This window comes from Pseudomonas sp. AC532, assembly GCF_979258965.1.
On record NZ_OZ409888.1, the window covers coordinates 803,124 to 818,192 of the forward strand.

A 15,069-nucleotide genomic window follows, 5' to 3' on the forward strand; every position below is an offset into this window, starting at 1 on the left:
GGTAGAGGCATGCTACCGGCTGGTGATTGGCGGGGTAACGCACAGCCCGGCATAATGGCTATGCGAATCACGCACAGCGAATACCGCCATGAATCCAGATGCCTTGACCGATCAACTGAGCCTGTTCCTCGATGTCCTGGAAAGCGGCAGCTTTTCTGCAGCCGCACGGTTGCACCCGCTCACGCCGTCGGCGGTATCGCGGCGCATCGACACCCTGGAGCGTTCGCTCGATTGCACGCTGTTCAGCCGCAGTACCCACGTAGTGCGTGCGACACCCGCCGGGCTGGCCTTTGCCGAACGGGCCAGGAGAATTCTTGCCGAGCTGCACCTGGCACGCGCCGAAGCAGTGTCCTTGAGCAGCGCGCCGGAGGGGCTGATCCGCATCGACGCCCCTGCCCCGTTTGGCCGCCGACACCTGGCACCGGCCATTGCCGACTTTCTGAGCGCCTACCCTGGGTTGGATGTGCAATTGCGGCTGATCGACAGCTTCATCGACCTGCACGGCGGTCATCTGGGGGAAGTGGACCTGGTGCTGCGTATCGGGCCCTTGGCCGATACCCGCCTGGTCGCCACTGAGCTGGCTCCGATGGTTCGTGTGGTGTGTGCCAGCCCGGCATACCTGGAACGCCGGGGCGTGCCGCGTACGCCTGCCGAACTGCTGGAGCATGACGGCCTGGACTGGGACGGGCTGGCACCCGCCTATGCCTGGCGTTTCGAAAACGAGGGAAAGCTGGCGATGTATCGGCCACGGCGCCTGCGCATGACCACCAACAACGCCGAGACCCTGGCGTTCAGCTTGCTCGCCGGCCTGGGCGTGGCGCACCTGCCCACCTGGCTGGTCAGCGAATACCTGGCCCGCGGCGAATTGGTCGCGCTGTTTTGCGAGAATGGCTTGCCGCCGCCGGAGCCCAGCGGCATTTATGCCCTTCGGCTCGAGCGCGACACCGACTCACGCAGCCGGCTGTTGCTGGAGTTTCTGAAAAATCGCTTTGGGCCGACTCCGCCCTGGGACATTCCTCTGCAAAGCGGCCTGCAGCGGGGCGCTACCACCCGGCAGCCCTGACAACGCGGCCAAGGCTGCGTTGTCAGGGTCATTTGCGCCGGATCAGAAGAAGCCCAGCGGGTTGATGTCGTAGCTGATCAGCAGGTTCTTGGTCTGCTGGTAGTGGTCGAGCATCATCTTGTGGGTTTCGCGCCCGACCCCGGACTTTTTGTAGCCGCCAAAGGCAGCGTGCGCCGGGTACAGGTGGTAGCAGTTGGTCCATACGCGGCCGGCCTTGATGCCGCGGCCCATGCGGTAGGCGCGGTTGATGTCGCGCGTCCACACGCCGGCGCCCAGGCCGAACTCGGTGTCGTTGGCAATCGCCAGGGCCTCGGCTTCGTCCTTGAAGGTGGTCACGCCCACCACCGGGCCGAAGATCTCCTCCTGGAACACGCGCATCTTGTTGGTGCCCTTGAGCAGGGTCGGCTGGATGTAATAACCGCCGGCCAGGTCGCCCTCGAGCTTCTCGCTGGCGCCGCCAGTGAGCAGCTCGGCGCCTTCCTGCTGGGCGATCTCCAGGTAGCCCAGGATCTTGTCGTACTGCTGCTGCGAGGCCTGGGCGCCGACCATGGTCTCGGTATCCAGCGGGTTGCCGCGCTTGATGACCTTGATCTTTTTCATCACCTCGACCATGAACGGCTCGAAGATCGACTCCTGCACCAGTGCGCGCGATGGGCAGGTGCACACCTCGCCCTGGTTGAAGAAGGCCAGGACCAGGCCTTCGGCGGCCTTCTCGATGAACGCTGGCTCGGCCTGCATGATGTCCTCGAAGAACACGTTCGGGCTCTTGCCGCCCAGCTCCACGGTGCTCGGGATGATGTTGGCGGCGGCGCACTTCATGATGTGCGAGCCGACCGGGGTGGAGCCGGTGAAGGCGATCTTGGCGATACGCGTGCTGGTGGCCAGGGCCTCGCCGGCCTCACGGCCAAAGCCCTGGACGATGTTCAGCACGCCCGGCGGCAGCAGGTCGCCGACCAGTTCGGCGAATACGGTGATCGACAGCGGCGTCTGCTCGGCGGGTTTGAGCACCACGCAGTTGCCGGCTGCCAGGGCCGGGGCCAACTTCCAGGCGGCCATCAGCAGCGGGAAGTTCCAGGGGATGATCTGCCCGACCACGCCCAGCGGTTCGTGGAAGTGATAGGACGCGGTGTGTTCGTTGATCTCCGCCGCGCTGCCTTCCTGGGCGCGGATGCAGCCGGCAAAATAACGGAAGTGGTCGGCGGCCAGCGGCACGTCGGCATTCAGGGTTTCGCGCACGGCCTTGCCGTTGTCCCAGGTTTCCGCCACCGCGAGCAGTTCGAGATTGGCTTCGATACGGTCGGCGATCTTCAGCAGCACCAGGGCGCGGTCCTGCACGGAGGTTTTGCCCCAGGCGTCGGCGGCGGCATGGGCGGCGTCCAGGGCCTTGTCGATGTCCTTGGCGTCGGAACGGGGGAATTCACCGATCACCGAGGCATCCACCGGGCTGGTGTTGGTGAAGTACTGACCGCCCACGGGCGCGACGAACTCGCCGCCGATGTAATTGCCGTAGCGCGGTTTGAGGGTGATGACGGCGCCTGCGGTACCGGGTTTGGCATAAATCATGACAATGACCTCTGGTTATAAAGTGAAAGCCTGTCTTCTGAGGCGATCGATAGCGCAAGGTTCGATACCCGCCGAACCCGCCTCCGACCTGACGTCCCCAGGGTACCGAACAATGGACATAGCAGTGCAACGGCTGCATTTCGGCCTGTTAACAGGGTAGACGCTTGTCATGACTTTGCCGTTCGCCCCCAACGGCGTTACCGGGGCCTGAGGAAAAACCTCCCGGCGAATACAGTGAACGTTGCGCGACATCGACCGGTCACCTGATCAACCAGGTAATGATCGGGAGAGCATCATGAAAATACTTACGGGTTCGGCATTGTTGCTTGCCGCCCTCTTCATCTCTGGCGCACAGGCAGACGACAGTGGCCTGAGCTTGCAACAGCAACGCGAACGGATTGGTGACGAGATGGTGCGTGAACGCACCGGCAGCCCACCGGCTGGCACAGGCGCTGGTGGCCAACCCGCAATCAACCAGGACCAGCAACCATCCAATCAGCCCGGCCAGCAGTCGCCGCGCAGCACGCTCAATTCACCAGCCCGACAAGATCGCACCAACGAACCGGCGAGTAATTCGACAGGGGCGCCCACCTCACCCAATTCGACTCCTGGCGTACCGATTGGCAATGGCCAATCCGCCCCGGCACCACAAGGCGGTACGGGCATACCCGGCCCCGCTGGAGCGGGCAGTAATAGCGGCGGATCGGCTGCCGGCGGCATGAGGAACTGAGGCGGTATTCCGCCAAAAATTGCGGTCAGCGGGCAATTTTTAGGCGGTTTTTCGCCACTCAATGCACAAAAACATGACGGAAATATTGATACACATCACTAGATCAGTGAAACGGGGCTTTTCAGGCACTGCTTTTGCTTAAGGCCACCGGCCTGCGACGAATGCGCGCACATGAAGGTACATAGCCCGGCGGTTCAAAAAATCGCTGGGCACTGAACGGTTTCGCAGAACGAAACCTGGCTGCACGCTACTGCTGGAACCGCCCGTCATCAGAGCGGCATCGAATGGGTCGTGCTGCCATGCAATCACATTTAAATGAAGTGGTCTGTCTAATGAAAAAACTCCTGCTGTCCCTACTGTGCTTGAGTGCGCTCGGCTGCGCCAAGCAGCCCGAACCGGAAAAATCCGTGGACGTCCTGCTGATCGGCGGGGGCATCATGAGTGCAAGCCTCGGCACCTACCTCAACGAACTGGAGCCAACCTGGAAGATCGACCTGTACGAGCGCCTGCCGCAGGTAGCCGAGGAGAGCTCGAACCCCTGGAACAACGCCGGTACCGGTCACTCGGCGCTTGCCGAACTGAACTACACCCCGCAAAAAGCTGACGGCAGCATCGACATCAGCAAGGCAGTGGCTATCAACGAGTCGTTCGAGATCTCCAAGCAGTTCTGGGCCTATCAGGTCGAACAGGGCGTTCTCAACAACCCGCAATCGTTCATCAACGACGTGTCGCACATGAGCTTCGTGTGGGGCGACAAGAACACCGAGTTTCTGAAGAAGCGCTATGAAGCGCTGCAGCACAGCTCGCTGTTCCGCAACATGGAATTCTCCGACGATCCCCAGCAGATCGAACAATGGATCCCGCTGGTGATGGAAGGCCGCGAGCCGGGCGAAAAGATCGCAGCCACTCGCGTGCAAACTGGCACCGATGTCAACTTCGGGGAAATCACCACGCAGTTGCTCGATTCGCTGTCGCAGAAGAAAGACGTGTTCAACGTTCATGTACAGCATGAAGTGCGTGACATCACCCGTGCCGACGACGGTACCTGGAACGTCACGGTGGCTGATCTGGCCAATGACGAGAAGCTGAGCACCGTCAACGCCAAGTTCGTGTTCATCGGCGCCGGTGGTGGCGCCCTCAAGCTGCTGCAGAAGTCCGGCATTCCTGAAGCCGAAGGTTACGCAGGCTTCCCGGTGGGTGGCTCTTTCCTCGTTACCAGCAACCCGGAAGTGGTCGAGAGGCACCAGGCCAAGGTCTACGGCATGGCCTCGGTAGGCTCGCCACCCATGTCGGTTCCGCACCTCGACACCCGCGTGATCGACGGCAAGAAAGTCATCCTGTTCGGGCCATTCGCCACCTTCTCCACCAAGTACTTGAAGAACGGTTCGCTGCTGGACATGTTCGCTACCATCAAAACCCACAATATCTCGCCGATGATCAATGCCGGCATCGACAACTTCTCGCTCAGCACCTACCTGATCGGTCAGTTGATGCTCAGCCAGGAAGACCGCATGCACTCGCTGCGTGAGTACTTCCCCGAGGCGCAGGACAAGGACTGGGAACTGATCCAGGCCGGCCAGCGCGTGCAGATCATCAAAAAAGATCCAGAGCTGGGTGGCGTCCTGCAATTCGGCACCGAAGTGGTCAGCTCGGAAGACGGCTCCATCGCGGCTCTGCTCGGCGCATCGCCAGGCGCCTCGACTGCGGCGCCCATTATGCTTCACCTGATGGAGCGCACCTTCAAGGACAAGATCCAGAGCCCGCAATGGCAGGCGAAGCTGAAGGAGATCATCCCTTCCTACGGCCAGACCTTGAACAACAACCTCGAACTGACCAACAAGACCCGCGCCTGGAGCAGCGAGCGTCTGCAGTTGAACTTTGTCGAGGTCAAGCCCGAGCAGCCGCAAGCCGAGCCTGCCGAGCAGCCAGAGGCTGAAGCCGCAGCGCTGTAATCAGCGATATCAGGTGCCTCCACGCAAGGCACCCTTGCTGAAACGAAAAACGGCCCTTGTGGGCCGTTTTTCATTGCAGGCTGCCAGTCAGGCGAGCTGCGCCGTTTTGCCATTAGCCACGAAACGCAGCATCCATTCGCCAACGGTGCGGCCGTGATGACTCTCGTGCAAGGTATCGACCGCGGCGCGATAGGTGGTCTCACCGATGTGCTGCTGACGGATATCGAGCAAGGCACGCGAGTACTCCGGCACGAACTCCGGGTGCCCCTGGAAGCACAGTACCTGCTCGCCGATGCGGTAGGCGGCGTGCGCACAGAACGGGCTGGAAGCCAGCAATGTGGCGTTTTCCGGCAGGCGGGTGACCTGGTCCTGATGGCTGATCAGCAATGTCAGCTCGTCCACCTGCGGGGTCATCCAGTCGGGCTGTTCGACCAGTTGGTAACGGTGGATGCCCACGCCCCAGCCACCGCTGGCTCGCTCGGCTTTGCCACCGAGCAACAGGGCCAGCAACTGGTGCCCGAAACAGATGCCGAGCAGCTTGTCGCCTGCCTTGTAGCGTTCGAGCAGATAGACCTTGAGGGTCTCGATCCAGGGATCGGTGGCAAACGAATCGGCCTTGCTGCCGGTAACCAGGTAAGCGTCGAAGCGCGCGTCAGCAGGTGGGTAATCGCCATTCATCACGTTGAACACCGTGAAGGTGGCAGCGATTGCCTGGCCGGCGAAGAGACGTTCGAACATCCTGCCATAGCCCTGATACTGGTCGACCAGTTCGGGGCGCAGGACGTCGGTTTCCAGAATGCAGATCTGCAGCGACATGAGCGGTACCTGAAAGAATGATGACGCTCGCAAAGCGTGCCTGTGCCTGGTCAGCAAGGCAATAGGCCAGTGGCCAACGATGTCATCAGCCGGCTCGATAGTCGCCATGGCCGGCATTGTCTTCTACCCCGGCTATGACCGCCCGATGATTGGCGCATGCAGCCAGTCAAGGAGAACCTGCCCATGCCCCGCCACACCGCCCGATATGCCCGTAACGGCGCCTTCGCCGCTATCGGTCTCTACCTCATGATCACCCTTGCGCTTCTGGGCCTTAGCCTGCACGGTAATCACAATGCCGCACTGCGGCCAAGCGCATCGCTGACACCATCCTAACCACGGTTTCTTGAACCAGAAGCGAAACGGTGGACTCCAACTTTCAACGCCTGGATTCAGGCGTCTCTTTCCCGAAACAGGAGTTCCGCGATGTTGAAGAAAACCCTGACTGCCCTCACCGCCGCCGCTGCCCTGAGTGCCGGCGTTGCCATGGCCGACCGTCCCGGTGCTGACTGGATCAGCATCGAACAGGCGCTGAGCAGTGCCAAGCAGGCTGGCTTCACCCAGGTCCACAAGATCGAGGCCGATGACGCCGGTTATTGGGAAGGCGAAGGCGTCAAGCAGGATAACCGTCTCTATGAGTTTCGCATCGACGGCAAGTCCGGCAAAGTGATCCGCGAGCAACTGGATAACTAAAGCGGACTGGTGATTCAGAAAACCGGCTCATAGCCGGTTTTTTTATGGGCATTCCGCCTGCCATTGCAATCCAGACGGACGGTACCGGAGGTTGCAGCCGCATCGGCTGAAAGGGGCGCGCTCTGGCGCAGGGGGTGCACGGAAGTTACAAAGGGTTCCATAACCGTGCAACTGGTTTTAACCATTCATTAGAAACCAAGCGATCTAAAAAAAAGAAAAAGTCGCTCTACAGTGAAGCTATGCGCAGCCGGGTCTTGCCGGGGCGATTACGGGGATACGGCACTCACCGGCCCAATGACAACAATCAAAAAGGTAACGGCCATGTTCAACAAACCGAAATTCCGCCAGGCGGGGTTGATTCTCTTTGCCACGGCAGTGCTGCTGATCCTCCCGAACCTGAGTCGGATGATCGGCTGAGCAGGCTTCAATTAACCTGAGGCATCCACCAGGCCAGAATCAATGGCAGTAGCCCGATAGCCAATACGGTCGAGCACAGCACCAGGCTGGCCACTTGCTCTGGTGAACGATTGGCGCGTACCGCAAACAGGTAATTGAATACCGCAACCGGCATCGCCGATTGCACCACCAATACCGCATGGGTCAGCGGCTCCAGCGCCAGAGCGGCACCGACGCCCCATCCGACTGCTGCGCCGAGCAGAATGCGCAACCCTCCCAGCACCAGCCCCGAACCAAGATGATGCAAGCGGATACTGGCCAGGGATACGCCGAGTGTCAGCAGCATCAACGGAATGGTCATACCGCCCAGCAGGCTGACGGTGTTGCCCAGCCAGCGAGGCAGCTGCAGATCGAAGAATATGATCGGCAGCGCCAGCAGCAGGCTTATCAGAATTGGATTACGCAGCAGATCGCGAAGCGACGCGGCATTGCCCGATAACGCGATGCCCACTGTGAACTGGAAGATCGACAGCGTCAGGAAAAACGCCACGGCCAGGGCCAGGCCGTGCTCGCCAAAAGCATAGAGACTGATGGGCAGGCCCATGTTGCCGGTGTTGGGAAACAGGAAAGCAGGCACCAGCACTTTCCATTGCTGGCGGAACAAGCGGCTGAACAGCAAGCCGAACAGGCCCATGCTCGCGGTCACCAGCACGCAGCCCAGCGCCATACTGGTAAACGCAGCGGGATCCAGGCTGGTTCTGCTAAGGGTCGCCAGCACCAGGCTGGGCGTGCCGATGGACAGCACCAGGCGCGCGATGAATTCCGTGGGATAGTGCTGGCCACTGCGGGCCCAGGCATACCCAATGCCGGCGACGATGACCACCGGCGCCAGTACAGCAAACAACTCGGCCAGCATGGCCATTCCCCTCGGGGCAAAGGGCAATCCTAGGAGGGGTGGGCACGGCATCGCAAGTCGTACGACGATGTGCCGCGGCACTCAGCAGCGAGGCGGGAGTGTCAAACGTCGCCCGGCCAGGGGCAAGCGCCTCGCCCCGCCCTCCCGATCATTGCGCCTGAGCGAGGATCACTGGCTGGACGTCGACCCGCGCCATCATCCGCTCACTGCCACCACCGCGGCGCATGCCGCGCACCGGGCAGGCATCCAGATAGTCCAGCCCTACCGCCAGCTTCAGGTGGCGCTCGGGTCGGGACAGGCAGTTGGTCACGTCGAAACTGTACCAGGCGCCATCCAGCCAGGCTTCGGCCCACGCATGGCTGGCCAGGTGGTCGCAGCTGTCGGTGAACAGGTAGCCGGACACATAGCGCGCCGGGATGCCCAGGCTGCGGGCGCAGGCAATGAAGGCATGGGCGTGATCCTGGCAGACCCCCTGGCGCCCGGCGAACGCTTCGGCTGCGCTGGTCTCCACCTCGGTGATACCGGGCAGGTAGCTGATGTGTTGGTTCAACCCGTGCATGAGGTCGATGAGGCCGTTGCGGTTGCGGCGACTGGCACACTGCAGGCTGGCGAAATCACGCAACGCCGCGTCCGCTTCGGTCAACCGGGTGAATCGCAGGAAAGGCAGCGGTGACTGGCTCTCCTGTTCGGCATCACTGGACTCGTCGATGTCCACCTGCCCGCGCGCGCCAATGACGATCGACTCGTGGGGCTCATCGAGCGTCAGTACGTGCAGGATATTTCCGTAGGGGTCACGCTGTGCACGTACCGGCCGCGGCAGGTCCAGCTGCCAGCTGAGCACCTGCTGCCGTGCGCTATCGTGAGGCGTGAGGCGCAGGTACTGGATGCTGGCACGCACCTGATCTTCATAGTGATAGGTGGTGTTGTGGCGGATGGACAGTCTCATGCGACCTCCAGATAGGACGTGTGAATGACGCGACCGAGCTCGTGAACCTGCCCGATGAAATCGGTTAGCCAGGCGTGCAGCCCCTCCTCCAGCACCTCGTCGATGCTGGTGTAACGCAAACGTGCATCGAGTTCGGCAGCCAGGCGCTGCGCCGGCCGGCCGTTGTTGCCGGGCAGATTGGCGAGCATCAGGTACAGCTCGTCCATGCAGGCGCGCAACGAGCGCGGTACCTCGGGGCGCAGCAGCAGCAGTTCGGAGACCTTGCGGGCGCCTGGCGAACCGCGGTAGATCTCGGCAAACGCTTCGAACGAGGACAGTGCGCGCAGCAAGGCGCTCCACTGGTAATAGCTGTGAGCCGGGCGACCGTCGATCTCGTCGATATCCTCGCCCAGCAGCTCATAGCGTGAATCGAGCAGTCGCAGGGTGTTGTCTGCCCGTTCGATGAAAGTACCCAGGCGAATGAACCGATATGCCTCGCCGCGCACGATGGTGCCGAAAGTCGCACCGCGAAACAGGTGCGAGCGCTCCTTGACCCATTCGCAAAACCGGCTGATACCGTAACGCCCCAGGCCCTGATCGGCGATACCACGGATCTCCAGCCAGGTGGCGTTGATGTTTTCCCACATGTCCGCGGTTATCCGACCGCGTACCGCATGGGCGTTGCTGCGCGCCGCGCCCAGGCAGCTGTAGATGCTTGCCGGGTTCTGCGCATCCAGCGCGAAGAAATGCAGCATGCGTTCGGCGTGCAGGGCGCCGTGGCGCTCCTGGTATTCCTCCAGGGTGCCGGTGATGAGCAGCGGCATCGCCAGCTCATCGAGCCCGTCACGGCGGCCATCCTGTGGCATCAATGACAGCGAATAGCTGACGTCCAGCATGCGCGCGAGGTTTTCCGCGCGTTCCAGGTAGCGGGACATCCAATACAGATCGGAGGCAGTTCTCGATAGCATGCTCAGTCCTCCACTACCCAGGTGTCCTTGGTACCGCCGCCTTGCGACGAATTGACCACCAGCGACCCTTCACGCAGTGCCACGCGCGTCAGCCCGCCAGGAACGATACGCGTCTCCTTGCCGGACAGCACGAACGGGCGCAGGTCGATATGGCGTGGGGCGATGCCGTTTTCGACGAAGGTCGGACAGGTCGACAGGCACAGGGTCGGCTGCGCGATATAGGCTTCGGGGCGGGCGATCAGGCGCAGGCGAAACGACTCGATATCCGCATTGCTGGCGGCTGGGCCCACCAGCATGCCGTAGCCGCCGGACCCCTGGGTTTCCTTGACCACCAGGTCCTTGAGGTTGGCCAGCACGTGCGACAGCTCGCTGGGCTTGCGGCATTGCCAGGTGGGTACGTTCTTGAGAATCGGCTCTTCGTCGAGGTAGAAACGAATCATCTCGCCGACATAGGGATAGATCGACTTGTCGTCTGCCACGCCGGTACCGATGGCATTGGCCAGCACCACGTTGCCGGAGCGGTAGGTGGACAACAGGCCGGGCACACCGAGCATCGAGTCGGGATTGAACGCCAGGGGATCGAGGAAGGCATCGTCGAGGCGGCGATACACCACATCGACCTGCCGGGCGCCGGAGGTGGTGCGCATGAACAGCTTGTCGTCGCGCACGAACAGGTCTGCACCCTCCACCAGCTCCACACCCATTTCCCGTGCCAGAAAGGCGTGCTCGAAATAGGCGCTGTTGAAACGTCCTGGGGTCAGCACCACCACCGTCGGGTTGTCCAGCGGGCTGGAGCTCTTCAGGGTATCGAGAAGCAGGTTGGGGTAATGGTCGATGGGCGCAACGCGCTGGTTGGCGAACAGCTCGGGAAACAGGCGCATCATCATCTTGCGGTCTTCGAGCATGTAGCTGACACCGCTCGGTGTGCGCAGGTTGTCCTCGAGCACGTAGTAAGTGCCATCACCGTCACGCACCAGGTCGACGCCGGCAATGTGGGCATACAGACCACGGTGCAGGTTCAGGCCCTGCATCGCCATCTGATAACCCTCGTTGGCAAGCAGTTCTTCGGCAGGAATCAGCCCGGCCTTGATGATGCGTTGCTCGTGATAGAGGTCGGCAAGAAACATGTTCAGTGCCTGCACCCGCTGGATGCAGCCACGCTCGACGATACGCCACTCGCTGGCAGGGATGCTGCGCGGAATGATATCGAAGGGAATCAGCCGTTCGGTGCCCTGGTCATCACCGTACAACGTGAAAGTGATACCCGCACGATGGAACAGCAGATCGGCTTCACGCCGCCTCTGTGCCAGCAATTCCTGCGGGGTCTCGGCCAGCCAGCGGGCAAAGGCCTGGTAATGCGGACGGCACGCGCCATCTGCCAGGTGCATCTCGTCATAAAAGGTGCGGCCCATACCGAACTCCATTGCCACCCGTGTAAGCCGAACGTTGCAAACGCCGAGCCACCGAATTTATTCCTTTAAAAACAACCACATGAATACGTACAACAGCTGAACCGCACCACATCGATGCACACCGAGGTGCAAAGCGCGGCAGAAGTGCCCCATTGCATCGCACACATTGGCCGAGCACAGGATCGGCACAGCCGCAGCCGATCTGCATCGCTCACTAATACCTAGACAAGCGAGACGGCCAAGCATTGCACTTTTATCTCACGGCCTTCCGTCCAGAAAATGTCACAGGAGGAAACATCGGCGCCACGCTGCGATCCCACCCTCAGGGACCGTGCCCACACGGCCTGCCATCCGCCTCACCACAAGGAATGCGCAATGAGCACCTACCTTGTACCACCGTACATTCTCGACCGTATCATTGGTCACGGCTCCGATCGCCAAAGGGCCTGTGCACGCAGCACGCTCAATCATGTCAACTCGTTGCGCCAGGGCTCTGATGAGAATCTTCGGAGCACGCTGCAATCCGGTGCGCGCCCTCTCGAACCCGGTCGCCCGCAGCGCAGCATTCACGACGCTGAACAACAAATGCAGTTGCCCGGTACGTTGCGCCGAGGCGAAGGCCAACCCGCCACGGGCGATCAGGCCGTGGACGAAGCCTACGATGCCCTGGGCGCGACCTACGCGTTCTTCTGGCAGGCCTTCGGGCGGCACTCCATCGATGGCAAAGGCTATCCGCTAACCGGCACCGTGCACTACGGGCAGGCGTACGAGAATGCTTTCTGGAACGGCGAGCAGATGGTCTTTGGCGACGGTGACGGGGAGATCTTCAACCGCTTCACCGTTGCCCTGGACGTGGTCGCCCACGAGCTGACCCACGGCGTGATCGACAGCGAAGCGGCGCTGGTCTACGTCAACCAGGCTGGCGCTTTGAACGAGTCGCTGTCCGATGTCTTCGGCATTCTCACCAAGCAATACACCCTCGGGCAGACGGCCGAGCAATCGGACTGGCTCATTGGCGCCGGGCTGCTCACCGATGCCATCAACGGCAAGAGCCTGCGCTCCATGTCGGCACCAGGCACGGCGTACGACGACCCTCTGCTGGGCAAGGATCCGCAACCCGCGCACATGAACGAATTCGTCGAGACTCGCGAAGACAACGGCGGTGTGCACATCAACTCGGGCATTCCCAACCGCGCCTTCCATCTCGCTGCGGTGGCCCTCGGTGGCTTTGCCTGGGAAAGAGCCGGGCTCATCTGGTACGACACCCTCTGCGACCGACGCCTGAGCAATGACGCGACGTTCGCCGAGTTCGCCCATTTGTGTGCCGACAAGGCGGCCGCGCGCTTCGGCCAGGGTTCGCGGGAAGCCCGGGCAATTATGCAGGCATGGCGCGACGTCGGCGTAGAGGCCCGGCCATGAAAAGTCTTCCGGAGCTGGGCAGCAGCGCCATCGTGCGGATTTCCCGTCAGGGCGGCTTCGCGGCGATCGGCGCGCTGAGCCGACCGCGGGAGATCGACTTCGCCCAGTGCGACCCGGACCAGCGCGGGCAGGTCTGCTCCATCTTGCAGAGCTGTCTGCCCGAGTCGACTGCCGAGGCCGGCAAGGACGACCAGCGCTTTTACCGCATCGAGCTACAGGTGCCCCGCCAGGATCAGCCAGGCGAAATGGTCCTGCAAATCCCCGAGGACAAGGCGCCGGGTGATCTGGTGAGGTTGTGGAAAGACGGTGCCTGAGCACCCTGGCAGCCAAACGACGGCCAGGGGTCGGTGAGGATGAGAGGCGAACGGTCAGTCGATGCGACTGGCCGGTTTGAGCTCCTGGGTTACCCCCCAACCATCCAGTTTGCCGCCAAGCGGGACCACCACGGACTCCATGTCCTGTTCGAAGTCATCGATGCCGAACGGCGTAACGTGCATCACCTTGCTGACCTGCAGGTACCAGCCACCCTCATCGCGCTCGGTAATCTGGGCATGCAGGGATTCGCCGCGAAAATTGCGCGTGGCCTTCAGGGCCCGATCCTGGTCTGGAAAAATCGCGTAGAACTCGATGGGATGGACACTGGCGAAATCGAAGCCGCCTTCCTTCATCCGGCGCAGAACGCCACCACTGACATCTTCGTGCAGAATCGTGCTCATAACGTTGATCTCCATCAGGCGAAGGATTGATGCACCGGCGCGGCCGGCGATCCGATTCAACATGCCATACACGGCGCACCGTGATGGCGCTCGGGCCTAGGCCCGTGATTCGAGCAACTGCAGCACCGGCCTTGCTGGCCGGCGAGAACGTGGCACTGTCACTGCGACACGCACCTGGAGAATAGACCTTCGCGCGCGCCGGGTCACCTATCTGCTCACAGTTCGTCGGCTGACGCCAGGCATGGGGTGCGCTGTGCTATACCAGACTGGAAGCCACGCCCACTCGGAGGCGTACTCGCACCAGGGATCATCGTGCAGCCTTCGCGGGGCAACACTCACGAGGTACCTCTCATGAACACATTACAGTGCACACATCGCGACTTCCTCATCAGTGCGCAGGTCATGGAACACCCCGGCATTCCAACGCCATGGGCCGGCGGTTGTCGCATCACCGCACCGGATGGTCGAACCACCCGCCGCATGGCGCTGCCGGTCAATGGCGCGTTCCTCGATGACCTTGAAAAGGCCCGGCACGCCTCCCTCGCACATGGCAGGTGGCTGGTCGATCAGCATCTCGATAAAAACCGGGATCTTTTTGCCGATCATGCGGCCAAACACCACGCAGCATGAGACCGTAAAGAATGGCCCGCATCCGCAGCGGGCCATTCCACTCCTACGCTAAGGCGCGAGAGCGCCCCACTCCAGCCGGTCTCATGCCCAGCAGACCCGGTCGCAGTCTGATGCGACCGTTCTCATTCAAGACGAAGGTTTGGATTTCATGGCGAAACGCACGCTTCTCATTTCGACAGTATTGATGACCAGCATTCTGGCGCTCAGCGCCTGCAGCGACGCCGACAACACCCCTGCCAAGACCGCCTCCGCCGCCCAGAGCAGCCCGCCAAAGCTGCAGGAAAGCGCGGACCTGAGCCCTTTCGCAGGCTTTGCCAGCGCGCGCTTCGGCAGCGACGAGGCGGCCGTGCGGGCGGCATGGAAAGGCTCGCTGCAGGACGCCGGCGGCACCTCCGACAGTTGTCGCCAGCTGTCCCAGGACCCTGCGCCGGCCAAAGGCTTCGGCACATCCTTCATGTTGGAGAATGGCGCATTCGTGCGCTACGACATCGACAGCCGCGAGCGCAAGGCTCCGCGCGGCCTGCAAGTCGGCAGCAGTGCCCAGCAGATTCGCGCGACCTTTCCGAGCCACTTCGAAGAGCAGCCGAGCAAGTACGTCAAGGGTGGCCGAGATTTCATCGTCAAACCCTATGTCGATACCGAAGCACGCCTGATTTTCGAAACCGACTCCGATGGCATCGTGACCCGTTGGCGCATCGGCATGCCACCTGCGGTTTTCTACGTCGAAGGCTGCAACTGACATGAGCACCGGGCGAGGCTCCGTCTCGCCCGTTCTGGCCTGGCCGGCACTTGAAAGGCCGCCTGGCGCTCATCGTGGAACAACGGGGAACATGGAGGCTGCGACTGGTTATGGCCGTCGCCGTCACGCCAAGC

15 protein-coding genes are annotated in these 15,069 nt (G+C 61.8%); 8 read left to right on the forward strand and 7 right to left on the reverse strand.

All coding sequences use genetic code 11. The annotated features are described in order from the left end of the window. Positions 1–88: 88 nt before the first annotated feature. Positions 89–1,063, forward strand: coding sequence for a LysR family transcriptional regulator (locus tag ACZ0AV_RS03875; RefSeq protein WP_499149810.1), 975 nt, complete (start codon positions 89–91; stop codon positions 1,061–1,063). A gap of 42 nt (positions 1,064–1,105) precedes the next feature. Here the strand turns inward: ACZ0AV_RS03875 and exaC are convergent, their stop codons facing one another. Further along, positions 1,106–2,626: an acetaldehyde dehydrogenase ExaC gene (gene exaC, locus ACZ0AV_RS03880; protein WP_499149811.1), complete on the reverse strand. Its 1,521-nt coding sequence runs from the start codon at positions 2,624–2,626 to the stop codon at positions 1,106–1,108. A gap of 1,062 nt (positions 2,627–3,688) precedes the next feature. On the opposite strand from exaC, the gene ACZ0AV_RS03885 reads away from it, so the two are divergent. After that, entirely contained in the window at positions 3,689–5,308 is a 1,620-nt protein-coding gene (locus tag ACZ0AV_RS03885; protein ID WP_499149812.1) for a malate:quinone oxidoreductase, read from the forward strand. 87 nt (positions 5,309–5,395) lie between these two features. On the opposite strand, the gene ACZ0AV_RS03890 is transcribed toward ACZ0AV_RS03885, so the two are convergent. After that, positions 5,396–6,124, reverse strand: a complete 729-nt coding sequence (locus tag ACZ0AV_RS03890) for an amidotransferase (RefSeq protein ID WP_499149813.1) — start codon at positions 6,122–6,124, stop codon at positions 5,396–5,398. Positions 6,125–6,307: 183 nt separating this feature from the next. Here ACZ0AV_RS03890 and ACZ0AV_RS03895 point away from each other — a divergent pair, with 183 nt between their 5' ends. Together ACZ0AV_RS03895 and ACZ0AV_RS03900 are read left to right on the forward strand one after the other, a co-directional pair. Next, positions 6,308–6,457, forward strand: coding sequence for a hypothetical protein (locus tag ACZ0AV_RS03895; protein WP_499149814.1), 150 nt, complete (start codon positions 6,308–6,310; stop codon positions 6,455–6,457). A gap of 90 nt (positions 6,458–6,547) precedes the next feature. Next, positions 6,548–6,814 (forward strand): PepSY domain-containing protein, encoded by a 267-nt coding sequence (locus ACZ0AV_RS03900; protein WP_499149815.1) that lies wholly within the window; start codon positions 6,548–6,550, stop codon positions 6,812–6,814. A 424-nt stretch (positions 6,815–7,238) separates the two neighbouring features. Here ACZ0AV_RS03900 and ACZ0AV_RS03905 read toward each other — a convergent pair whose 3' ends face one another. The 4 genes from ACZ0AV_RS03905 to ACZ0AV_RS03920 form a co-directional block, all read right to left on the reverse strand. Next, positions 7,239–8,126, reverse strand: a complete 888-nt coding sequence (locus ACZ0AV_RS03905; RefSeq protein ID WP_499149816.1) for an AEC family transporter — start codon at positions 8,124–8,126, stop codon at positions 7,239–7,241. Between the two features lie 148 nt (positions 8,127–8,274). Further along, entirely contained in the window at positions 8,275–9,072 is a 798-nt protein-coding gene (locus ACZ0AV_RS03910) for a transglutaminase family protein (RefSeq protein WP_499149817.1), read from the reverse strand. Further along, positions 9,069–10,019: an alpha-E domain-containing protein gene (locus ACZ0AV_RS03915; RefSeq protein ID WP_499149818.1), complete on the reverse strand. Its 951-nt coding sequence runs from the start codon at positions 10,017–10,019 to the stop codon at positions 9,069–9,071. Before ACZ0AV_RS03915 ends, ACZ0AV_RS03910 begins: the two co-directional genes overlap by 4 nt. Before the next feature lie 2 nt (positions 10,020–10,021). Beyond that, positions 10,022–11,431 carry a circularly permuted type 2 ATP-grasp protein gene (locus ACZ0AV_RS03920; protein WP_499149819.1) on the reverse strand — a complete coding sequence of 470 codons (1,410 nt, stop codon included), beginning with the start codon at positions 11,429–11,431 and terminating at the stop codon, positions 10,022–10,024. Positions 11,432–11,806: 375 nt separating this feature from the next. Between ACZ0AV_RS03920 and ACZ0AV_RS03925 the strand changes: the two genes are divergently transcribed. Together ACZ0AV_RS03925 and ACZ0AV_RS03930 are read left to right on the forward strand one after the other, a co-directional pair. Further along, complete coding sequence (locus ACZ0AV_RS03925; protein ID WP_499149820.1) at positions 11,807–12,850, forward strand: M4 family metallopeptidase; 1,044 nt, start codon at positions 11,807–11,809, stop codon at positions 12,848–12,850. After that, positions 12,847–13,164 carry a protealysin inhibitor emfourin gene (locus tag ACZ0AV_RS03930; RefSeq protein WP_499149821.1) on the forward strand — a complete coding sequence of 106 codons (318 nt, stop codon included), beginning with the start codon at positions 12,847–12,849 and terminating at the stop codon, positions 13,162–13,164. The genes ACZ0AV_RS03925 and ACZ0AV_RS03930 overlap by 4 nt, the downstream gene beginning before the upstream one ends. Positions 13,165–13,218: 54 nt before the next feature. Here the strand turns inward: ACZ0AV_RS03930 and ACZ0AV_RS03935 are convergent, their stop codons facing one another. After that, positions 13,219–13,566, reverse strand: coding sequence for a ribonuclease E inhibitor RraB (locus ACZ0AV_RS03935; RefSeq protein ID WP_499149822.1), 348 nt, complete (start codon positions 13,564–13,566; stop codon positions 13,219–13,221). Between the two features lie 351 nt (positions 13,567–13,917). Here ACZ0AV_RS03935 and ACZ0AV_RS03940 point away from each other — a divergent pair, with 351 nt between their 5' ends. Next, positions 13,918–14,196, forward strand: a complete 279-nt coding sequence (locus tag ACZ0AV_RS03940; RefSeq protein WP_499149823.1) for a hypothetical protein — start codon at positions 13,918–13,920, stop codon at positions 14,194–14,196. A gap of 184 nt (positions 14,197–14,380) precedes the next feature. After that, a complete protein-coding gene (locus ACZ0AV_RS03945; protein WP_499149824.1) occupies positions 14,381–14,935 on the forward strand; it encodes a hypothetical protein in 555 nt (184 codons plus the stop codon). The last annotated feature ends 134 nt before the right edge of the window (positions 14,936–15,069 follow it).